This window comes from Pseudoduganella sp. (assembly GCF_041914865.1).
GTDB lineage: Bacteria > Pseudomonadota > Gammaproteobacteria > Burkholderiales > Burkholderiaceae_D > Rugamonas.
In genome coordinates this window covers 123,725-144,537 of record NZ_JAYSCO010000004.1, presented here as the reverse complement: position 1 = coordinate 144,537, position 20,813 = coordinate 123,725, and the positions used below count along the sequence as shown (strand labels likewise).

Sequence of the window (20,813 nt, the reverse complement as noted above, 5' to 3'; positions counted from 1 at the left end):
AGCACCTGAAGAAAACGCCGGCGGCTGCCGGCGTTTTCCTTTCCCTCACACTCTCAGTTTTTCTTCTTCGACGGTTTTTTCTCCAGCTCTTTGGATGCCGGCGTCGAGCCGCCCTGCACCCCGAGCGCGCCGCCCGTGCCCATGCCGCCGGCAACTTCCTGCGCCTTGTAATTACGCACAGCCTTCACCAGCTGGTTGTACGAATCCATGAAGGAGGCAATCAGGATCTTGCCCTCCGGCGTATTCGAATAGCCGCCCGCAGCACCGAAACCGCCGCCGCCGAACAGCGCGCCGCCAAGGTTGAAGTCAAAGTTCTTGGCGCTGCCTTCGGCCGCCGCCAGCTGGATGCCGGACCGGTTGTCCACCATCAGCAAGGTGGTCGACGCTTCATTGGCTTTCAGCCCGCCCGCCACCACGCCGGCCACGCTGCCCAGCAGGCCCAGCCCGCCGAGCGCACCGCCCATGCCTTGCGTGCCTTTCTGGCTGAAGGTAATGCTCGGGCTCATGGTGTAGTCGGCCGCCACCATCTGGCCTTTGCCGTAATTGCTGCCGGCCCGCATTTCGCCCGACGCCGCCAGCGAACGCTCCTGCATCAGCTTGCCCATGGCCGCGCCGCGCTCGACCACGACAAAGCAATTCGACTGCTGGATCATCATGCGCAGCACCGGCACGGTCGAACCGAGCTTGTATTGCGACAGGTGGTGATACCAGGGCGCCGCCGTATCCTCCACCACGCCGAGGGTGCCGAGTGGCTTCTCGCATTTTTCCAGCTGCGAGCTGGCATTCGAGGCGGTCGCGCCTCCGGCCGCGCCGGTGGCCACCGTCGGTGCCCCGCCCAGTTTCGGATCGGTGCCGGCGCAGGCCGTCAGCGCCAGCAGGATCATCCCTGACTGAAAGAACTTCTTGTTGTCCATGTTCACTCCCCCGCGCAAATACCACTGGTTAAACCCAACGGCATCTTTAGAGAATAGGTCACATCGACAAAAAATCTATGTATAGTTACTGACGCAAGACCAACTCAACTGTTAGAAGGAACCCTCATGAAAAAACTGATCATTGCTGCGCTGGCCCTGTCTTGTTCGGCTGCTTTTGCCGCGGACCCGGCGCCAGCGAAGAACGCACAGCAATCGAAAATGACGACCTGCAACAAGGAAGCCGAGGGCAAAAAAGGCGATGAACGCAAGGCGTTCATGAAGGAATGCCTGAGCAACAAGCCTGCCGCGCCAGCGACGCAGCAGGACAAGATGAAGACCTGCAATGCGGACGCCGCAGGCAAGAAGGGTGACGAGCGCAAGGCATTCATGAAAGAATGCCTGAGCTCGAAGAAAGCGGCTTAAAGCAAGCCGCTTAACGCAGGCTACTTAACGCAGCCCGCTGGCCAGGCGCGGCGACGACAGCAGCGCCTTGAACGCCTCCCAGCGCTGCTTGCGGGCGGCCACCGGATCGGTGGCCGTCACCTGCTTCTCGACCCAGGCCTTGACCATATCCTTGCCCAGGTTGTAGTTGATGACGTAGCCGCGGTTGGCGTCGTAGAAAGACAGGCGCTGCGCCGATTTCTCCGGCGGCGACAGGGCCACATTCACCAGCCACTCGATAGTCTGCTCGCGCGTCCACTTCCCTTCCAGGTAGGCTTGCGCCGCATCGTTGTCGGCATAGCTCAGCTTACCGAGCAGCTTGATCAGCTCCATATACTTCGGCGCCAGCGCCGGGTCCAGGCCCGCCATCGGGTACAGCACCTTCTGCTCGAACGCCAGGCGCTCGGCATCGGTGAAGGCCATTTCGATGCCGTAGTTGGCGCTGCCTTCGGCGATCAGCGACATCGGCGAATACAGCGGATAGACGCTGAACTCGACCCAGTTGCGCTGCTTGACCAGGGCCTGCTCCAGCATGGCGTTGTACACGTGGTGGCCCGGATACCCCTCATGGCAGCCCAGGTCCAGCGCGCGGTCGATATAGATCGGGAATTCGGTGTTGATCTGGATCAGGCTGTGCGCGTTGCCCTTGTACCAGTTGTAGCCGGACCAGGGTTTGTTGCTGACGAATTCCAGTACGAAGCTTTCCTTCTGCGGCAGCGCCATGAAAGCCGCCGTGCGCTCGCGGCAGGCGGCAATCGAGGCGTCGAACACCTGCTTCAGCTTGTCCTTCGGGATCACGAACTGGGCGCGGAAGGCCTTCAGGCGCTCCGGCAGCGTACCTTCGCCCGGCAGCAGCTTGTCCACCTTCTCCACCAGCGCCATGTAGTAGGCACGGTCATGGTGCGGGCTGACGGCGTCGTACAGCAGCGCGGTCTCCTCGTCGAAGCTGAACTTGCGGCCCTCCATCATTTCGACGCGGGCGTGCATCGCTTTCAGCTGCTTGGACAGGAACTCGATGCGCAGCGCCTCGTCGGCATTGCCGGCCTTGTGCTGCGCGATATCGCGCTGCGCGGCCTGCACGTCGGCGCGGATGGCGGCCAGGCTCTGCTTGTTCTTTGCGGCCTGCTGCTCCAGCTCCGGCGGGCCGTAATAGGCGTCGACATAGCTGCTGTCATGCTGGCCGATGGCCAGCGCCAGCTTGCGGTAACGCTCCGCCACGTCCTGCACCGACGCCGCCATGGCGCTGCCTGCCACCAGCATGGCCAGTCCTCCAAGTACCAGTTTTTTCATCAGTTTTTGCTCCGTGAAACCCCTTCGTTTACGACGGGGAGGAAAGGAGCCGACTGCGAAGCAGTCGTGCGCTCCAGGTTATAAATACTGTATAAAATTACAGCATGGTGATCGTTTACCGCTACCGTGTTAAGTCGTTGAACGGGCTGCTTAATCAGTTGGCCCGCAAGGTAAATTTCGTCTGGAACTATTGCAACGATCGGCAGAAAGATGCCTTGCGGTTTGACCGCCCATGGTTGACCGGCTTTGACTTGAATGTGTTGACCACGGGCAGCAGCAAAGAACTTGGACTGCACTCCGGCACCATCAACGCGGTATGCGAGCAGTTTGCCAAATCGCGCAGTCAACATCGTCGGCCTTTCCTGCGCTATCGCGGCGGAAAAACGCTGGGTTGGGTGCCACTCAAAGGACGCGACCTGCACCGCGAAGGCGATGCGTTCCGCTTTGCGGGCCATACCTTCCGCGTGTTTTACTCGCGCCCTCTGCCGGAAGGCAAGATCAAAGATGGGACATGCTTTTCGCAGGACAGCAGGGGTAATTGGTTTCTCAACATCGTGATCGAGGTGGCGGAGCCTCCTGTGCGCCCGCTTGAACATGGTGTTGGTATCGACCTTGGATTGAAAGAGCTTGCTGTGCTGTCTGATGCCACCAGGATTGAAGCCCCCGGCTTCTACCGTAGGGCCGAAGCGGCGCTGGCGGTGGCGCAACGCGCTCATAAGCGACGCAGGGTGAAGGCCATCCATGCCTACACAGCGTCCTGCCGCCGGGACTACTTGCACAAGGCATCGCTGAATATTGCACGCGCTTTTGACCATATCGCCGTCGGCAACGTCAACGCCGCCGGACTCGCCCAAACCAGCCTGGCGAAGTCCGTGCATGATGCAGGCTGGTCGTCCTTTCGGAGAATGCTGGCGTACAAGGCCATTAGGCATGGCGCACGGTATGTGGAAGTCGACGAACGATTTACCACCCAGACCTGCTCGAACTGTGGCGCATTGCCCGATTCGCGGCCGAGAGGTATCGCAGGCCTTGGAATAAGAGAATGGACTTGCAGCGATTGCGGTGTTGTACATGATCGTGATCTCAATGCTGCGATAAACATTCTCCGTCGCGGACGTGCGACGCTGGAAGCAGGAATCCCCGTCCTTTAGGGCGGGGGGACGTCAATGTCTCCCTCTGAGCTTCTTGTCAAAGGCGACAAGTGTACCTCAGCCGGTGCGCAGCTGGCGTGCCAGGTCGGCCAGGCGGTACGGTTTGCCGACGAAGGCAAACTCGTTCAAGCCTTCGTCCTGCATGCCCGGCTGCGGGAAGCCGGAGGACAGGATGATCTTGATGGCCGGGTAGCGCTGGCGCACTTCGCGCGCCAGGTCCAGGCCCGTCATCCCGTTCGGCATCATCACATCGCTGAACAGCACATCGACTTCGCCGTCGCGCTGCAAGGCGCGCAGGGCGGAGGCGCCGTCGCTGGCCTGCAGGATGGCATAGCCCATGGCCTGGAACAGCTCGCGCGCCGACTCCATCACCAGTGGATCGTCCTCCACGATCAGCACGCGCTCCTCGCGCGGCGGGCGCGGCGCCGGCTGCTCCGGCATGGCGGCGCCCAGCGCCGGCAGGTAGAGGTGGATGCTGGTGCCGCGCCCCGGTGCGGTGTCGATGGTCACGCCGCCGCCCGACTGCACGATGAAGCCGTACACCTGGCTCAGGCCCAGGCCGGTGCCCTTGCCGGTTTCCTTGGTGGTGAAGAAGGGCTCGAAGGCGCGCTCGCGCACGGCCTCGCTCATGCCGCTGCCGGTGTCCATGACGCTGACCTGCACATACTCGCCGGCCGGCAGGGTGGCGGCCTGGTTGGCCGCCAGGCTGGCGTTGCGGGTGGCGACGGCGATGCTGCCGCCATCGGGCATGGCATCGCGCGCATTGACCACCAGGTTCAGCAGGGCGGCCTCGAAGCGCGCCTCATCGATCGAGGCCGGGCGCAACTTCGGCTCCAGGTCCAGTTCCAGCTGCACCAGCGGCCCGGCCGCGCGCCGCAGCACGCCTTCGAAACCAGCCACCAGCTGGTTCAGCTGCTGCACGGTGGGCGCCAGCGGCTGCTGGCGCGCAAAGGACAGCAACTGCTGCGTCAGCGCGGCGCCGCGGTCGACCGCGCGCCGCATGCTGTCCAGCACGCGCGCGCGCGCTTCCGGCGCCGGCCCGGTGCGCAGGATATCGACCCCGCTCGACACCACCGCCAGCAGGTTGTTGAAGTCGTGCGCCACGCCGCCGGTCAGCTGGCCGATCGACTCCATCTTCTGCGCCTGGAACAGCGCCGCGCGCGCCTGCTCCAGCGATTCGGCCGCCAGGCGCTTCTCGGTGTTGTCGCGCGTGACCTTGGCAAAGCCGATCAGGCGGCCGCTCTCGTCGTACAGGGCGTCGATCACGGCATGGGCCCAGAAGCGCGTGCCATCCTTGCGCACGCGCCAGCCCTCCGATTCGTAGCGCCCGTCGTGCGCGGCAATGGCCAGCGCGCGCTCCGGCGCGCCCTCGCCGCGGTCCTCGTCGGTGAAGAAGCGCCGGTAATGGCTGCCGATCACCTCGTCCCGCACAAAGCCCTTGATGCGCTCCGCGCCCAGGTTCCAGTTGGTGATCAAGCCCTCCGGCGACAGCATGTAGATCGCATAATCGATCACGCCCTGCACCAGCAGGCGGAAGCGCTGCTCGCTTTCGCGCAGCGCCTCCATCACCTTGCGGCCTTCGCTGATATCGCGCGCCACCATGCCAAAGCCGATATGCTCGCCGTCCGGCGTGTGGACCGGGTCAATCACCACGCTGGCCCAGAAGCGCGAGCCATCATTGCGCAGGCGCCAGCCTTCGCATTCATAGCGTCCTTCGCGCCGGGCCGTGGCCAGGGCCTGTTCCGGTGCGCCGGCCTGGCGTTCGTCGGGCGGGTACAGGCGCGAAAAGTGCATGCCGAGCGCCTCGCCCTCGCTATAGCCGTTGCTGCGCTGCGCGCCGACGTTCCAGCTCGTGATGCGGCCTTGCGGGTCGAGCATGCAGATGGCGTAATCGCTGATGCTGGCCACCAGCAGTTCATAGCGGCTTGACAGGCGTTCCAGCGCTGGCGGGTCGTTGATCATCGGTAGCGGTGCGCACAACTGGCGTGTTCATTGAGCAGGGATTCCAGCAGGATGCCACAATCTGCAATTATGTGGAAATTGCTGTTCCTGTTGGCGGCGGCGCAAGCCGTGCCGCAAGTGGAGGTGCCCAGCACCCGGTCGCCGGTGGACAAGTCCTACCGCCGCATGCTGCAGGGCATGGAGCGCTTTGCGCGCGAGCAGGCGGCCCTGGCGCCGCAGGCCACGCTGCGCTTTCGCCTGCTGCCACGCGAGCCGGGCATGGCGCTGGATGGGGTGCGGCTGCGCGTAGCCGGCGACACGCGCAGCATGGCGCTGCCGCTGGCGCCCGACCACAGCTTCACCCTGCCGCGCGACGAGGGCCTGTGGCGCGAAGATGCCGCCGTGCTGGCCAACCGCAGGACTTTGTCCATGACATGGCGCGCCGAGGTGCGCAGCCCGGGCGTCCCGCCCGGCATGCGCCGCCTGGGCGACTTGCGGCTCGAATGCCTGGTCGGCATGGAGGCCGGGCTGGTCTCCAACAATGCCCACCTGTTCGCCTGGCTGGATGAGGCGCTGCGCAGCCCGCAGCGGGTGTGCGCCGACCCCGAGGGCAATTACCTGTTTTTCGCCGATCGGCCCATCTTCTCCATCACCCTGCAGCACGGCGTGCGCCGCGCCAGCCTGCCCTTCCGCGCCCTGTACGCCGGCAATCCGCCCGCTGCCGAACTACCGTACTGCGACTGCCAGGTGCTGCTGGAGCAAAGCTATTACGCGCCGCTGTGGGACCGCAGCTGGCCGGACGACACGCTGCTCAGCTTTGAATATATGGACCAGCCGCCGCCGGCCAGCGGCGCCGCCCCGCCCGACCGCGCCGCCGCGCGCGCCGCGTTCGGGCCGCCGCACGCCAGCCTGCGCTTCGACAGCGGGCGCGAAGTGTGGCTCTACCATTCGGCACCCGCCGCCGGCCTGGCGCCCGGGCCCGACGGCCAGCCGCGGCGGGGCGAGCACGTGCTGCTGTTCGGCCCCGATGGCGCCACGCTCAAGGCGCGCCAGCGCGCGCCTTAGCCGTCGTTCGATTCCGGGCTGTACTTGTCGGCCTGCACCCGGCCGCCGACGCCGTGCGTGCGCACATCGGCGCTGATCGGCAGCATGCCGGCATCCCACTGCTCCCACTGCGCGCGCAGCGCCGCCAGGCGCGCCGGCTCGCGCTGCGCCAGGTTGGCGCGTTCGCGCTGGTCGCCGGCCAGGTTGAACAGGAATTCCTGGCTGCGGATCTTCAGGTACTTCCAGTCGCCGTCGCGCAAGGCGCGCTGCGCATTGGCCTTGTAGCGCCAGTACAGGGTGCGCGGCTGCACGCCCTGCTCGCCCAGCAGCACCGGCAGCAGGTTGGCGCCGTCCGGCGGATAGGCCGGGTCGGGCGCGCTGCCGGCGGCGGCCAGCAGGGTGGGCAGCCAGTCCATGCTGATGGCCACCTGCGGGCTGACCTGGCCCGGCTTGATGCGCGCCGGCCAGCGCACCAGGCCCGGCACGCGGATGCCGCCTTCCAGCAATTCGGTCTTCTGGCCGGTGAAGGGCCAGGTGCGCGAGAAGCGTTCGCCGCCGTTATCGCTGGTGAAGATGACGATGGTGTTCTCGGCCAGGCCGCGCCGCTCCAGCGCCTCCAGCACGCGCCCGATCGAGGCGTCCAGCGCCTCCACCATGCGGCCGTAGGTTTCCAGGTTGCCGCCGTCGTAGTGGAAGATGTTGCCGACCTGGCGCGCCACCTCCTCGTCCTTCGGCCCTTCCCATGGCCAGTGCGGCGCCGTGTAGTGCAGCGACAGGAAGAACGGTTTGCCCGGCTCCTGCTTGCCGATGTAGTGGGCGGCGCGTTCCCCCAGCAGGTCGGTGTAGTAGCCGACCTGGCTTACCGGCACCTCGCCCTCGAACAGGTCTTCCTTCACATCCGGGCCGACGCCCGGCTTGTGCGTGAAGTAGTCGATGGCGCCGCCGTAGTTGCCGAAGAAGCTGTCGTAGCCGCTTTTCAGCGGGCCGAAGGTGGGCAGGTAGCCGAGGTGCCATTTGCCGACCAGCGCGGTGTTGTAGCCGGCCTTCTTCAGCAGCGACGGCAGGGTCGGATGCTCGAGCGGCAGGCCGTGGTTGCCGGCGGTGCCGGCGATCGGCTCTTCCAGCCCGCCGCGCAGGCGGTACTGGTAGCGCCCCGTGATCAGGCCGAAACGCGTGGCCGAGCAGACGGCGGAATTGGAGTAGGCCTGGGTCAGGCGCAGGCCCTGCCGGGCCAGCTTGTCCAGGTGCGGCGTGCGGAATTCGGTCTGGCCGTACACGCCCAGGTCGCCCCAGCCCAGGTCGTCGGCCAGGATGAACAGGATGTTGGGCTGGGCCGTGCCGCGCGCGGCGCCCTTGCCCGCGCCTTTGGCGGCGGCCAGCGCGGCCGATGGCGCCAGCGCCAGGGTGGACAGGCCGCCGACCACGGCGCGGCGTTTGCGGTTGATGGTGCTCATGCGGGTTCTCCTTAGAATTCGTGGCGCGCGGTGATGCCGGCCGTGCGCGGGGTGCCGATGACGGCGTTGTACGAGCCGAAGCCGCTGTTCCACATGCTGGTGTAGTAGTGGCGGTCGAAGGCATTCTTCAGCCACAGCGACACGTCCCACGCCACGCCGTTGGTGCTGCGCAGGCCGAGCGACAGGTTGCTGACGCTGTAGGCCGGGATCTTCGAGTATTCCGACGCGTCCAGCGTGCCGTAGGTGCTGCCGCGATAGGCGTAGTTGGCGTTGTAGTAGGCCTGCCAGCCCGGCGCCAGTGCGTGCGCATACTGCACGCCCAGGTTGCCGATCCAGCGCGGCGCATTGACCAGGGCATTGCGGCCGCTCAGGTCGCAGAAGGTGCCGCTGCGTTCCGGCGCGCACGGCGCGTTGGTGTATTTCAGGTAGCTGGCGTCGTTGAAGGAGCCGTTCGCGCGCAGCGTCAGTCCCTTCAGCGGCGTGGCGATCCCCTCCAGCTCCAGGCCGCGCGTGCGCACATTGCCGGCATTGGTCAGGTAGGAGGTGCGGCTGACCGGGTCGTAGGCATTGCTCTGGTAGCCGTGCACCACGGTGGCGAACAGGTTGCCGTTGAACTGCAGCTTGTTGTCCAGCAGCGTGGACTTGAAGCCCAGCTCCCACGCATTCGAACGCTCGCTGCCCACCAGCAGCGAGGCGGCGCCGCCGGCGCCCGGCACCGACAGGTTGATGCCACCCGACTTCTCGCCATGCGACAGGCTGCTGTACAGCAGCACCTCCGGCGCCAGCTTGTAGCCCGCACTGAGCAGGGCCGTGGGGCTGAACTGGTCCAGGCCGAGCGGGCCGGAATCGTAGGCGCCGTAGCGGCCGTTGCGCGAGGCCAGCGCGGCGCCGGTGACGGGCGCGCCGCCGAGCGGCGCATCGCGCGTCACGCGCGCCCATTTGTCCTCGTAGCTGGCGCGCAGCCCTGCGCTCAGGTCCCAGCGCTCGCCGGCGTGCCAGGTCGATTGCGCAAACAAGGCATAGCTGTTGACGCGCAGGCTGGAGGGGGCGTAGCTCCTCACGTTGGACCAGGCGCCGGCCGGCGTGCCGTTATACAGGTCGACCAGCGCGCCGTTGACGGTGAACGAGTTGTTGGACAGCTCCTGGTAGTAGTAATACGCGCCGAACACCGACTCCAGCGCGCGCCCGGACGGCGTGGCCCAGCGCAGCTCCTGCGAGAACTGGCGGTGGTTGGCGGAGGCGCCCACGTTCAGGTTGATCGGCACGTCCAGGCCGTCGTCATTGTTCGGGACGAAGTTCCAGCGCCGCCAGGCGGTGATCGACGTCAGGCGCGCATCGTCGGCGAAGGTCCAGTTGGCCTCGGCCGACACGCCGCCCTGGTGCACGCTGACGTGCGAGCCCGAGTCCAGGTTGACCGCGCGCTCGCGCGGGTCGAGCACCGGCGTCGCGCCCACCAGTTTCGCCTGCGCCAGCGCCTTGCCGCTCGGGCCGGCGTTGTAGAAGACCAGGGTGCCGTTGTCGGACTCCTCGCCGTTGTAGTCGGCCACCAGGCGCAGGCTGAAAGCGCGGCCCGGCTCGAACAGGGCCTGGGCCCGCACGCCCTGCCGGGTGCCGCCCTGCACCGGCTTGCCGGTGTAGCGGTTGGTGATATAGCCGTCGTCATGCGTCTTGTAGACCGACAGCCGGCCCGCCACGCTGTCCGCCAGCGCGCCGTTCAGGATGGCCTTGCCCTGCACATAGCCGTACTGGCCGGCGGACAGCTCGATGCTGCGCTCCGTCGCCAGGGTCGGCTTGCGGGTGGCGATATTCAGCACGCCGGCCGTGGTGTTCTTGCCGAACAGCGTGCCTTGCGGGCCGCGCAGCAGTTCCAGCTGCTGGATGTCGAGCGCATCGAAGGCGGCCATGCCGGGACGCGCCAGGTAGACGTTATCGAGATAGATGCCGACGCTGCCTTCCAGCCCGTCGCTGGCCGGGTTGTTGCCCAGGCCGCGCACGGCGAAGCTCATCTGCCGCGCATGCACATAGTTGATGGTGGTGCTCGGCAGCAGCTGCTGCAGGTCCTGCACGCGGTAGGTGCGGCTGCCATCGAGCACGTCGTCGCCCAGCACCGTCATCGGGGTCGGCACGTTCTGCGAACTCTCGACGCGGCGGCGCGTGGTGACATACACGGTTTGCACGGCGCCGACGATGGCGCCGTCGGCCGCAGCGGCGCCGTCGGCGGCGGCCCCCTCCGCAGCCGACGGCGCGGCGGGCGGCAGGTCGGCGGGCGCCGCCTGTGCGGCCAGTGTTAAAACGGCGAGCGCGATCACGCCCAGCTGCGGGCGCAGCACTTTATTCCTGTGAGACACGGTAACCCCTTATTGTTTGTTTGATGCGGCCGGCACCCAGTCGTACGGCACGGGCGTGGCGCGATAGACCCAGTTGGTGCGGACTTTCTGCCCGCCACCGCCAACCGGCGATTCGCCGAAGAAGGGGCTGATGTACTCCCACACGATGTCGCCCTTTGGCGTCACCTGGAAGAAGCGGCCGTTCATCCCTTCATCGACCAGCGTGTTGCCATTCGGGAGCCGGCGCGCGCTGCTGATAAAGGCGCTGTAGAAGCTCCATTGCGTCTGCCCGGAGTTGGCTGCCGTGTACTGCCACACCACCTGCTTCGAAACCGGATCGATTTCGAGTACGCGCGAATGCGGGAAGATGCCCGGGCTGACGCGCGGATAGCCCGCCTCGCCCTGGTTGTCGAACACGAGCAGGTTGCCGGCGCCTGGCAGGCCGGGCGCGATGATGTGCGCGTCGTGCGGCCCGACGATCTGGTCCACCGGGCGCGGCACGTGGCTGCCGGCGATGGCCGGATAATCCGGTCCCAGCGTCCACACCACCTTGCCGCTTTTCTTGTCGACGATGGCGATGAAGTTGGCCTCGCGCGAGCCCACCAGCACATTGTCCGGGTGGAAGCGCTGGTCGCCCTGGTCGAACCATTTGTTCGGCCCCACCACCGCCATCGTATTCAGGTGCAGGATGTCGGCCGCCTGCGCGCCATGGCGCGGCTGGGCCGCGCGCACCAGCTTCAGCGCTTCGGGCGAGAAACCGAATTCCTCGATATGCTCGGACGCGGTCCACTGCCAGGCAAGCGCGCCGGACGGCGTCACCTCGTACACCACATCGTCCAGCACGGGCGACGCAAAGCCCGCCACCTGGTGCACGCGGTTGGCCAGCACCAGCGTGTTGCCATTGGCCAGGCGCCGCCAGTCATGGTGCTGGCGCGCCGCGCCGCCGGGCGCGCCGTGGCCCGCGACGCCGTCGCTGGCGTAGGCCGCCTGCGCGCCCGCGCCCCATTGCCACAGCACCTTGCCGTTCCAATCGAGTTCGCCGATGGCGTTGTTGCCAAGGCCGTTGCCGGCCTGTGCGCCCGGCGTGTTCGACAGCTGCAGCAGGATGTTGCCGCGCTTGCCGCCCGCCAGGGCCGGGTCCAGCAGCAAGGGCGGGAAACCCTCGTATGGCCACTGGTGCACCACCTTGCCGTCGGTATCGATCAAATGGGTTTTCTTGTCCTGCCCCGTAAACAGCACATAGCCCTGGTAAGCGCGCGCGCGGTCGTGCAGCGTGACGCCGGTCGGGAAAACACTGGGCGCCGCCAGGGCGACACAGCAGCACATCTGCGCCATCAACGTTGCATAGATGGTGCTCGCTCTGGCCTTCATGTCGCTCTCCTTGGCTGTGGGGGGAACTTGCATCATATGCAGCAACCCCTGCGCGAAGGAACTAAGCGTTTCTCATACCGTTATGCGGGGCGCCCGCATAACTTAAGAAGTTTTTAAGGTTTGCTGAGGGAGTTTTTAAGAACGCGCCGGGGCCGGAGTGACTACCATGCCCTTCGTACCAACCCGAAGGTGAGAGAAATGAACCAGCCACGAATCAATATGTACTCCGGCATCCACAAGGCGCTGCGCCTCTACATGAGCGATACCCAGAGCCGCCTGGCGCGCACCGATGCCGCCGATCATGAAGACCTGCACGGCGCCCTGGCGCAGGTGCGCGAACTGCTGGGCGCGATGCGCAGGCATGTCGAGCATGAGCGCAATTTTGTGCATCCCGCGCTGAACGCGCGCCGCCCCGGCTCGGCCCAGGTGACGGAAGGCGACCACGACCACCATGAGTGGGCCATCGACAAGCTGCTGGCCCTGTGCGAGCACTGCGCCAGCGCCGCCGGCGCTGCGCGCTTCCAGCACCTGGAGCATTTGCACCTGCAGCTGTCGGTCTTCATCGGCGAGAACCTGGTGCACATGAACCTGGAGGAGACCGAGAACAACGCCGTGCTGTGGGCCTGTTATAGCGATGAGGAGCTGCATGCCATCCACGAGCGCATCGTGGCCGCCATCCCGCCCGAAGAAATGCAGGCTACCCTGCGCTGGATGCTCCCGGCCCTGAACCCGGCCGAACGCGCCGGCATGCTGCTGGGGATGCGCGCCGGCATGCCGCCGCCGGCCTTCGCCGGTGTGCTGGAGATGGCGCGCAGCCTGCTCAGCGTGCGCGATATGCAGAAACTGGAGGCGGCCCTGGCCGCGCCGCAGCCGCTGGCCGCGTGATCAGCCTTCGGCCAGCTGCAAGGGGCGCTCGACGCACAGGCGGAAATGGCCGCGCCCCGTTTTTTCGATGCGCACCGGCGCGGCGCGCTCGCACAGGCGGCGCGCCAGCAGCACCAGGCGCGCCTCCAGGTTGTCGCTGACGTCGGGCAGGCGCACGCGCTGGTCCAGCCGCAATTCACGGTTGCTGAAGGCCGTTTTGCCATGCGCGACAAAATCCTGCAGCAGCGCCCACAGCACCGCGCCCGCCACGCCCTTGATCAGGTAGTCGTTGCCGAAGAAAACGCAGTCGTTGTCGGCGAAATGGCGCACCAGCAGCGGCGCCCCCTGCACGGTGGGCGCGGCCTGCTGCTCCGGCTCCGCTTCCGGCACCGGCACGTTCTGCAGGATGTGCATCACCATCGCCAGCTGGCCGCACAGCGTGACCAGCGCATCCTCGTCGTCGTAGGTAAACCGCAGGTCCTGCGGACTCTCCACATACAGCACGCCGAGCAGGCGTTCGCAGCCCTGGATCGGCACCGCCAGCTGGCTGCGCGACTCGGCCAGGCCCGGATACGGAATCTCAGTCTGCAGCGCCGGCGCCAGCGCGCTGCCCTCGGTCTGCTGGCGGATGGCGCGGCTGTAGCTGTACTCCGCCGTCATGTGGCTGATGCGGATCGGCGTGCCCTCGCGCGCCGCCACCCCGATCACGCCCTGCCCCAGCGCGATCTCCGAGCCGACGCCCGATTGCGCATAACCGTGGCTAGCCACCGTGTACAGGCAAGCCGCCGCCGGATCGTGCAGCAGCAGCATGGCATGGCTGATGCCCAGCGTGCCGTCCAGGCAGGCCATGGTCTCGTCGAACAGCTGCGCCAGGTCGCGGCAGGCCAGCAGGCGCTCGCTGCACAGGCGCAGCGCCGCCAGCATGTTGCGCGGCGGTGGCGCGGCCGGCGTGATATCGCGGTCGACGCAGACGATGTCCGTGACGCGGAACACGTCCGAACCGAGCAGCCTGAAGACCCCGCTCATGCCGGTGTGCGAGGCCAGGCCGGCCAGCTTGGCCTTCATGCTCTCGAACAGCTTGCCGGAGGTTTCCGTGCGCAGGTATCGCAGCGCCAGCGAGTACTGCGCGCCGGTATAGGGGTTCACCACCGTCAGCCGCGCGTGCGGATTGGCCAGGATGTTGGCGCGCGTCTTGTTGAAGAACTGGTAGGACAGCGCCACATGCTCGCGGTCCATGTACTGCACCTGCGACAGGTAGGAGGCATTCGGCATGCCCTCCAGGTCGGCGGTGCCCAGCACGGCCGGGATGACGCCCTCGAAGCACTCGCGGATGGTGTCCAGCGTGACGGCGCTCATTCGCCCGCCTCCAGCTTCTTGCCCGCTTGCGGGCCGGGCGTCTGGCAATACGCCTCGCTCGGGCAGAAGGTCAGCGCCACCAGTTCGTGCGGCGGACAAGACAGCAGCGTGCGCACCATCAGTTCCTGGAAGCCCATCGCGCCCACTTCCGCCACGAAAGCATCGCGGTAGGCTTCCACCAGCTGTGCGTCGCCCGGCGCCAGCGCCACCACGCGCGCGGCGCGGCTCTTCAGCTGCATGGTGCGGTGGGTGGAAGGCTGGGTGAAGGCGACGGCAATGGCGCCGTTGCCAAAGATATCGCGCTGCACCGCCTGCGATTTCGCCTCCGGCACAAAGACCGTGACGTGGCGGCCGTCATCGCTGACCCGGCAGCCGATGGCGCGCACCAGCTGCGGCAGACCATCGCTGCCGCAACTGGCCACACTGATCGACACGCCGCCGCGCATGAAGGCGAGCTGTCCGGCATCGAGGTTGGGTGCACTCATCGCTCGATTCTATCGTATTATTGCCGCCTCGCCCGAGCGGGCAGCCAACCATGCCAGGCCAGGGACATGCAGGACCACATCGCCGCCATCCAGGAGAACCTGAACGATTTCTACCGCGCCGAACTGGCATCCCTGCAACGCTGCGGCGCGCTGGCGGCGGCCGACATGGCGGCGCTTTCCGCCCCCTTCCTGCTGAACGTGGAAGCGGCCCGGCCCTACTTCGCGGCACCGCGCCGCGTCATGTTCGTCGGCCAGGAAACCAAGGGCTGGCTGTGCCGCCTGCCGCAGGTGCTCAGCGCCCCGGACTACCGCCTGCCGGCCCTGCGCGAACGCTATGCCACGGCCCTGCACGCCGCCCCCGGCCGTTCGCACTTCCTGCGCATGAAGCGCCACCTCGAAAATGAGCTGTGCAATCGCGCGCGCGGCGCCGTGCTCTGGACCAACCTGTTCAGGATGGACGTCTACCGCGGCCCCGGCCGGTCGCGCAATGCGCGCAACTACTCGGACGTGCTGACGCAGTTTTCGGCGCGCCTGTTCCGCCATGAACTTGCGCAGCTGCGGCCCCGGGTCATCATCCTCGGCTGCAGCGCCACCCACGACCCGATCGTGAAAGCGCTGTTCGAGGCCCCGCTGCGCCAGCAGGTGCGCGTCTACGAGCCGCGCAAGCTCTGGCATTTCACCTACGACGGCATGCACTGCTTCCGCACCGTCCACCCGGCGGTGGCGCGCTTCGGTAAAGGCCGCGAAGTTCACCAGTACTACCAAACGATCATCGAGACCATCCGACAGGCGGGAAGCACAATTGAAACTGAGGTTTAGCGAAGCGGACTATTTCCCGTACAACGGCGACGCACCCAGCCAGCCGGGGCTCGCGCTGGACGATATCGGGCTGTTCCCGCTCAGCCACCTGGCCGACCACGCGGGGAGTGTTGGCCAGCTGCTGGGTAAAGCCTTGCGCGCGCGCTTCGTGGCGCCACCGCACTTTGCGCTACGCAAGATCCAGGGTGGCGACAGGCACGCGCTTATCTTCGTCAACGGTTTCCTATCCAGCGGCAAACTGGATACCAGCGACTGGGAGCAGACTGCCCAGGGCCAGTTCGGGCACGCCTCCTGGTACCACCTCGACTGGAGTGCCTGCAGCCCTGCCGACATTCTCCCCGCCGAATCGTTCCTCCAGCCCAACGCCGGCATCGTTTTGCAGCCTCTCGTCTCCTGGTACCGCTCAATGTCCAATGCGGAGGCGGCCGGCAAGCTGCTGGCCAAGGCCATCGTTTCCACGCCGGGCTGGCGCTTCACACTGGCCGGTCATTCGCTTGGCGCCCGCGTGATCCACTTCGCTTTGCGCGAGTTGTCCCGGCAGCGCCGGCAATGCGTCGAGAATGCCTACCTGCTTGGCGGTGCGGTGGACGGCGGGGTGAAGGATGACCACTGCTGGCGGCTGGCCACGGCGCCCGTCAAAGGGCATATTTTCAACTGCTACTCCAGGCGCGACGCGGTCCTGGAATGGGCGTACCGGGGGGCCAATGCGCGCTTCAGCGAACCGGTGGGCTTATCCGGCATCAACCTCAAGCATGTGCGCATCGTCGATATCGATTGCACCGGGCTGGTTTCCGGCCATATGGCATGGAAAGGCCAGTTCCAGGAAATCCTGCGGCGCATCGACACAAGCCTTGGCAAACAGAAAAACCCTCTGCTATAATTGCGCGCCTTGGCCTGGTAGCTCAGTTGGTAGAGCAGAGGACTGAAAATCCTTGTGTCGGTGGTTCGATTCCGCCCCGGGCCACCAAGATTCTGGAAAAGCCAACCTCACGGTTGGCTTTTTTGTTGCCCCTGTAGTTAGCAAATAAATAATATTGAAATGAAGAAATCCCTGCTCGCCCTGGCCATCCTGGCCGCCGCCTCCTCCGCCCACGCCCAAGTCGCCCCGGTCGCTGCAGCGCCGGCCAAATCCGTGCACGGCTTTGTCGGCCTCGGCATCACCGGCGGCGGCAAGAAACTCGCCACCGCCGACTACACCGACGGCCGCAGCGCCAACATCAAATCGGGCGGCGGCGTCTACTTCACCGGCGGCGTCGATTTCCGCATCAACGAGCAGTTCTCGGCGCAAACCAGCGTCAACTTCCACGTCGACGACCAGACTGCGTCGAACGGCAGCCTGAAGTTCCAGCGCTTCCCGATCGAAGCCCTGGCCTTCTACCACATCGACCAGAACTGGAAAATCGGCACCGGCCTGCGCTATGTGACGGGTGCCAAGCTGAGCGGCAGCGGCGCGGCCGATATCAACGATGTCAAGTTCGACAACACCCTGAGCAATGTGGTGGAGGCGGAATACCTGTTCTCGCCGCAACTGAGCGTGAAAATGCGTTACGTGAACGAGAAGTTCGAAGTGAAGAACGGCCGCGGCGCCGAGGTGAAGGCCAACCACGTCGGCATTTCCGGCAACTTCTATTTCTAAGGACGACGCAGGCCGGGCCTGGCCCGCTCAGCTGATCGGCTCAACCAGATGGGCGCGGTTCGCGGGCGGGTCGTACGGTTCCGGCCAATACTCGACCAGGCGGGTGATTTTTCCCTCGCTGAGGGTGAAGAAGGAAATGGCGCGTGCCTTTTGCACGCCGTCGGTGACTTCCACATCCGACACGCCCTCTCCGTTACCACCAACAATGCGCTGCACCGTGAACTGCCACGGACCGTGCGCCGGATACTCGGCATTCATCTGGATGAAGCGCGCCGCGCCACGGATGCGTTCGCGCGATTGCGGCCATTCGAGCACAAAGTCCGGGCCGAGCAGCGCGCCGGCTGCGGCAAAGTCGTTAGCCGCCATACGGCGCCAGAATTCCGCGATGATCTCGCGCTCGCGCATACCCGTCCCCCCAATGAGAAATAGCGCAATGTAGCGCCAGGCCGGGCATCCGGCAAGGCCGGCGCGCTTACTGGCGCTGCCAGTCTCCAATCAGCCGCAGCAGCTCGCTGTACTCGCGCGTACCGGGCCGGACCTGGTTCAGCGGCAGGGGCTGCGCCAGCCAGGGGGCCGACACTTCGTTACTGCCCTGGTTGACGGTCAGGCGCGTGTCGTCGCTGTAGCGATAACCGAGGAATTGCGGGGCGGACATCACGCCCACCACCTGCAGCACGCCATCGCCCTGCCCGGCCGCCGCAGCGGGCGGCTGGATGCGCGCGCCAATATTGCGCAGCATGGCTGCCGCCAGCTCCGTTTGCCCCAGCAGACGGGCAAACTCCGGCAGCGGGCGGTTGGCCACCAGCATGGCATGCATCTGGGTGTCGCTGACCTGCATGCCGTGCCCGAGCACGCCGTCGTCGAACAGCGATTCGCCATGGTCGCCGGCAGCCACCACCAGCGTGCGCTGGTAGACCTCGCGCTGGCGCAGGCGCTTGACCAGCTCGCCGGTCGCCCAGTCCGAATAAGCCACCGCATTCAGGTATGTCTGCTGCAGCTGCCCGCGCTTGTCGCTGGCGATTTCGTGGCGCGCCAGCGGCTGCTGCACCAGCGTTTTCGGCATGGCCTTGTGGTAGTACGGGAAGTGCGCCGCCTGCAGGTTCACGTACAGGAAGACGGGCCGCTTCCAGTCGATGCGCTCGGCAATGCGGTCGAACTCGGCCAGCAGGCGTTCGTTGGACAGCGCGGCGCTGCCGGGCGAGGCGGAGACGAAGACGCGCTCATCCACCGCCGAACGCGCATCGAAGAAGATGTCGGCCAGCTCGCGCGAGCGGCTGTACTTGTCGATCTCGCCGAACGATTCATCCTGGCCGGACAGCACGACGATCTGGTAGCCCTGCGCTTTGAGCACGCCGAACAGGGTGTCGCCCAAGGGCAGTTGCTGGCCCAGGCTGCCGCGGAAAATCGCTTTCAGCGAGCTGGTGGTGAAGCCGGTATGGCTGAAGTACTGGCGTCCGACCACGCCTTCGGCGCCCAGGGCGCGCCAGTGGGGCGTCACCGCCTGCCCGCCGGCGCTGGCATCGATCACGTCGGCGCGCGTGCTTTCCGCCACCACCAGCAGCAGGTTGTCTTTGCGCGCGCCGAAGCTGACGGCGGCCGGTTCCTGCGGCCCCGCCGCAGCGGCAGCGCGATAGTGTTGCTGCATGAATTGCACCAGGCCCGGCGCCTCACTCGGCGCAACCATCTCCAGCAGGCCATTGGCGATGGCATAGGCGGTGACGCGGGGCAGGTTCTTCTTGGCCGCCGGCATCGATTGCGCGGCCGGCACAATCGCCAGCAGGCCGGCCAGGCACCACAGCGCGCGGCGTCCGCTGCGCAGGCGGAAATGGCGGTCGGTCGGCAACGCCTTGCGGCCCCAGCGTTTGCCCAGCACCTTCCACGCCAGCACGGCGCCCAGCACCGCCAGCAGCAGGCCGAGGGCGACGATGAAGGCTTCGTTGATGGCGTACAGCAGCGCGCCGGCCAGGCTGCCGCCGCCCAGGTTGCGCACCACGGCCATGCTCATGAAGTCGCCAAAATAGCTGAGGATCTGGTAGCGCAGCACGACCAGCAGCAGGCTGACGCCGCCGTACAGCACTACAAACAGGTAATTCACCATCTGCAGCGGCAGGCGCCGCCAGCTGCCCAGCAGCAGCACCAGCTGGCTGAAAAAGCCGGCCAGCAGCAGCTCGGCGCCCAGCAGCATGCCGAGGAAATGCAGCCGTTCGCCCGCGCCGGACAAATGGGCGTCCTGCAGGAAGCCGCCGCTGAAGAGGTTGTACTTTTTTTCCAGCAGGAGCAGGTCGGTCAGGGTCAGCAGCAGCGCAATGACGAAAACATACAGGCCCATCGAGCGCGATGAGCGACGAAGATAAGAAAACATGACGAACAGGGGGAACGGAGGCGGGATGTAGGATTATACCTACATAAGTTACTTCTGGTGAAAATTTATTGCTTATTAGATATCAATATTGGCATTTATGCAAAACACACCAGCCAGCCGATAAAGCGCTATACTCGCGCCCATGACGACCATGGCCGCCCCTGCTGCTCGCTACGCCGCCTCCCTGCCGGGGAGCGCTGCCCGCACGCCCGTCATCACCTGGCTTTCCTGAGGCTCGGTGGGCCAGCCCGGGTATTCCCCGGCCTGCTTCGCCTCCCGAGCCGCTCCAGCCCGACCTTCCCCACGCTGAAACGACACCAGGAGATTGCCATGCAACCCCAGATCACCATTTCTTCGCTCGACCTTGAACGGCTGGAAGCCCTGGTCGACGCCCTGCCGCCCGGCCACAGCGCCGGCACCGCCCTGCTGGCCGAACTGGCGCGCGCCGACGTGCGCGCCCCGCAGGACATGCCGCCCAATGTGGTCACCATGAACTCGACGGTACGCTTCGCCATTGAAGGCGCGGCGGACGAGTGCTGCCTGACGCTGGCCTATCCGAAAGACATGGCCCAGGTGAAAGATGGCATTTCCATCCTGACCCCGGTCGGCACCGCCCTGCTCGGCCTGGCGGTGGGCGACCGCATCAGCTGGCCGCGCCCGGATGGCCAGCTGGCGCAGGTGCGCCTGCTGGACGTGCTGTACCAGCCCGAGCGGGCTGGCGAGTTCTTCCGCTAACGCGGCCCTTGCGTGGCCTGACGTACAAACACGCCAGGCGTGCGCCCCTAGAATTGCCCTGGACAACACCACCTACAGGGAGGATGCATGAGCTCGATCAACCAGCAACAAGCCGAGCACAATGTCAGCCATCTGGCGGGCCAGGCCGCCATCGACAAACTGGCGGCCCTGGCGCGCGACGCGCACACCTGCTTCTTCTGCACCGCGCCGCTCGGGCCGGACGGCGGTGAGCGGCCGATGACCGTGCTCGATGTCGACGCCCAGGGCAACCTCTGGTTCCTGAGCGCCAGCGACAGCCAGCAAAACCAGGAAATCGCCGCCAATCCCCAGGTCAAGCTGTTCTTCCAGGCGGCCCAGCACGGGCCGTTCATGGTGCTGCAAGGCCGGGCCAGCATTTCGCGCGACCGCGCCCGCATCGAACAGCTGTGGCGCTTCCCGCACAAAACCTGGTTCACCGGCGGCCAGGACGACCCGCGCATCACCGTGCTGCAGGTCGCGCCGACGCAAGGCTATTACTGGGACAACAAGCACGGCAGCGCCGTGGCCGGGGTCAAGATACTGATCGGGGCGGTGCTGGGGGAAACGCTGGACGATTCGATCGAAGGCAAGCTGCGCCCCTGACG

The 20,813-nt window shown here is 66.1% G+C and carries 19 protein-coding genes and 1 tRNA gene; 10 read left to right on the top strand and 10 right to left on the bottom strand.

Translation table 11 applies throughout. The features are described 5' to 3' along the window. Nucleotides 1–53: 53 nt before the first annotated feature. Nucleotides 54–914, bottom strand: a complete 861-nt coding sequence (locus ACE3TQ_RS03400; RefSeq protein WP_374580532.1) for a CsgG/HfaB family protein — start codon at nt 912–914, stop codon at nt 54–56. A gap of 126 nt (nt 915–1,040) precedes the next feature. On the opposite strand from ACE3TQ_RS03400, the gene ACE3TQ_RS03395 reads away from it, so the two are divergent. After that, the gene (locus ACE3TQ_RS03395; protein ID WP_374580531.1) at nt 1,041–1,337 is read left to right on the top strand and encodes a PsiF family protein; all 297 of its coding nucleotides are present in this window, start codon (nt 1,041–1,043) and stop codon (nt 1,335–1,337) included. Nucleotides 1,338–1,361: 24 nt separating this feature from the next. On the opposite strand, the gene ACE3TQ_RS03390 is transcribed toward ACE3TQ_RS03395, so the two are convergent. Continuing rightward, nucleotides 1,362–2,645: a hypothetical protein gene (locus ACE3TQ_RS03390; RefSeq protein ID WP_374580530.1), complete on the bottom strand. Its 1,284-nt coding sequence runs from the start codon at nt 2,643–2,645 to the stop codon at nt 1,362–1,364. A 104-nt stretch (nt 2,646–2,749) separates the two neighbouring features. Here ACE3TQ_RS03390 and ACE3TQ_RS03385 point away from each other — a divergent pair, with 104 nt between their 5' ends. Then, entirely contained in the window at nt 2,750–3,796 is a 1,047-nt protein-coding gene (locus tag ACE3TQ_RS03385) for an RNA-guided endonuclease InsQ/TnpB family protein (protein ID WP_374580529.1), read from the top strand. 57 nt (nt 3,797–3,853) lie between these two features. On the opposite strand, the gene ACE3TQ_RS03380 is transcribed toward ACE3TQ_RS03385, so the two are convergent. Next, entirely contained in the window at nt 3,854–5,758 is a 1,905-nt protein-coding gene (locus tag ACE3TQ_RS03380; RefSeq protein ID WP_374580527.1) for a PAS domain S-box protein, read from the bottom strand. Nucleotides 5,759–5,827: 69 nt separating this feature from the next. On the opposite strand from ACE3TQ_RS03380, the gene ACE3TQ_RS03375 reads away from it, so the two are divergent. Next, entirely contained in the window at nt 5,828–6,802 is a 975-nt protein-coding gene (locus ACE3TQ_RS03375; protein WP_374580526.1) for a hypothetical protein, read from the top strand. Here the strand turns inward: ACE3TQ_RS03375 and ACE3TQ_RS03370 are convergent. Genes ACE3TQ_RS03370 through ACE3TQ_RS03360 form a run of 3 tightly spaced genes read right to left on the bottom strand, consistent with a single transcriptional unit; the run spans nt 6,799 to nt 11,933 of the window. Continuing rightward, complete coding sequence (locus ACE3TQ_RS03370) at nt 6,799–8,235, bottom strand: sulfatase (RefSeq protein ID WP_374580525.1); 1,437 nt, start codon at nt 8,233–8,235, stop codon at nt 6,799–6,801. The genes ACE3TQ_RS03375 and ACE3TQ_RS03370 overlap by 4 nt on opposite strands. Nucleotides 8,236–8,246: 11 nt before the next feature. Next, on the bottom strand, nt 8,247–10,583 hold the full coding sequence (locus ACE3TQ_RS03365; protein WP_374580523.1) for a TonB-dependent receptor: 2,337 nt from the start codon (nt 10,581–10,583) through the stop codon (nt 8,247–8,249). 9 nt (nt 10,584–10,592) lie between these two features. Next, nucleotides 10,593–11,933, bottom strand: coding sequence for an aryl-sulfate sulfotransferase (locus ACE3TQ_RS03360; RefSeq protein WP_374580522.1), 1,341 nt, complete (start codon nt 11,931–11,933; stop codon nt 10,593–10,595). Nucleotides 11,934–12,131: 198 nt separating this feature from the next. Between ACE3TQ_RS03360 and ACE3TQ_RS03355 the strand changes: the two genes are divergently transcribed. Further along, the gene (locus ACE3TQ_RS03355) at nt 12,132–12,818 is read left to right on the top strand and encodes a hypothetical protein (RefSeq protein ID WP_374580521.1); all 687 of its coding nucleotides are present in this window, start codon (nt 12,132–12,134) and stop codon (nt 12,816–12,818) included. Here ACE3TQ_RS03355 and ACE3TQ_RS03350 read toward each other — a convergent pair whose 3' ends face one another. Both ACE3TQ_RS03350 and ACE3TQ_RS03345 read right to left on the bottom strand, forming a co-directional pair. Continuing rightward, nucleotides 12,819–14,153 (bottom strand): GAF domain-containing protein, encoded by a 1,335-nt coding sequence (locus ACE3TQ_RS03350; RefSeq protein ID WP_374580520.1) that lies wholly within the window; start codon nt 14,151–14,153, stop codon nt 12,819–12,821. After that, complete coding sequence (locus ACE3TQ_RS03345; RefSeq protein ID WP_374580519.1) at nt 14,150–14,638, bottom strand: hypothetical protein; 489 nt, start codon at nt 14,636–14,638, stop codon at nt 14,150–14,152. The genes ACE3TQ_RS03350 and ACE3TQ_RS03345 overlap by 4 nt, the downstream gene beginning before the upstream one ends. 66 nt (nt 14,639–14,704) lie before the next feature. Here ACE3TQ_RS03345 and ACE3TQ_RS03340 point away from each other — a divergent pair, with 66 nt between their 5' ends. The 4 genes from ACE3TQ_RS03340 (at nt 14,705) to ACE3TQ_RS03325 (ending at nt 17,093) form a co-directional block, all read left to right on the top strand. Next, nucleotides 14,705–15,457 (top strand): hypothetical protein, encoded by a 753-nt coding sequence (locus ACE3TQ_RS03340; protein WP_374580518.1) that lies wholly within the window; start codon nt 14,705–14,707, stop codon nt 15,455–15,457. Continuing rightward, nucleotides 15,441–16,337, top strand: coding sequence for a DUF726 domain-containing protein (locus ACE3TQ_RS03335; protein WP_374580516.1), 897 nt, complete (start codon nt 15,441–15,443; stop codon nt 16,335–16,337). Before ACE3TQ_RS03340 ends, ACE3TQ_RS03335 begins: the two co-directional genes overlap by 17 nt. A gap of 11 nt (nt 16,338–16,348) precedes the next feature. Continuing rightward, a tRNA-Phe gene (locus ACE3TQ_RS03330) sits at nt 16,349–16,424 on the top strand. 72 nt (nt 16,425–16,496) lie between these two features. Continuing rightward, entirely contained in the window at nt 16,497–17,093 is a 597-nt protein-coding gene (locus ACE3TQ_RS03325; RefSeq protein WP_374580515.1) for an outer membrane beta-barrel protein, read from the top strand. A gap of 27 nt (nt 17,094–17,120) precedes the next feature. Here the strand turns inward: ACE3TQ_RS03325 and ACE3TQ_RS03320 are convergent, their stop codons facing one another. Both ACE3TQ_RS03320 and ACE3TQ_RS03315 read right to left on the bottom strand, forming a co-directional pair. Beyond that, nucleotides 17,121–17,498 (bottom strand): nuclear transport factor 2 family protein, encoded by a 378-nt coding sequence (locus ACE3TQ_RS03320; RefSeq protein WP_374580514.1) that lies wholly within the window; start codon nt 17,496–17,498, stop codon nt 17,121–17,123. Between the two features lie 67 nt (nt 17,499–17,565). Beyond that, complete coding sequence (locus ACE3TQ_RS03315; RefSeq protein WP_374580513.1) at nt 17,566–19,422, bottom strand: LTA synthase family protein; 1,857 nt, start codon at nt 19,420–19,422, stop codon at nt 17,566–17,568. A 363-nt stretch (nt 19,423–19,785) separates the two neighbouring features. Here ACE3TQ_RS03315 and rnk point away from each other — a divergent pair, with 363 nt between their 5' ends. Together rnk and ACE3TQ_RS03305 are read left to right on the top strand one after the other, a co-directional pair. After that, entirely contained in the window at nt 19,786–20,190 is a 405-nt protein-coding gene (rnk, locus tag ACE3TQ_RS03310) for a nucleoside diphosphate kinase regulator (protein ID WP_374580512.1), read from the top strand. An 87-nt stretch (nt 20,191–20,277) separates the two neighbouring features. Further along, nucleotides 20,278–20,811, top strand: coding sequence for a pyridoxamine 5'-phosphate oxidase family protein (locus ACE3TQ_RS03305; RefSeq protein ID WP_374580511.1), 534 nt, complete (start codon nt 20,278–20,280; stop codon nt 20,809–20,811). Nucleotides 20,812–20,813: the final 2 nt, after the last annotated feature.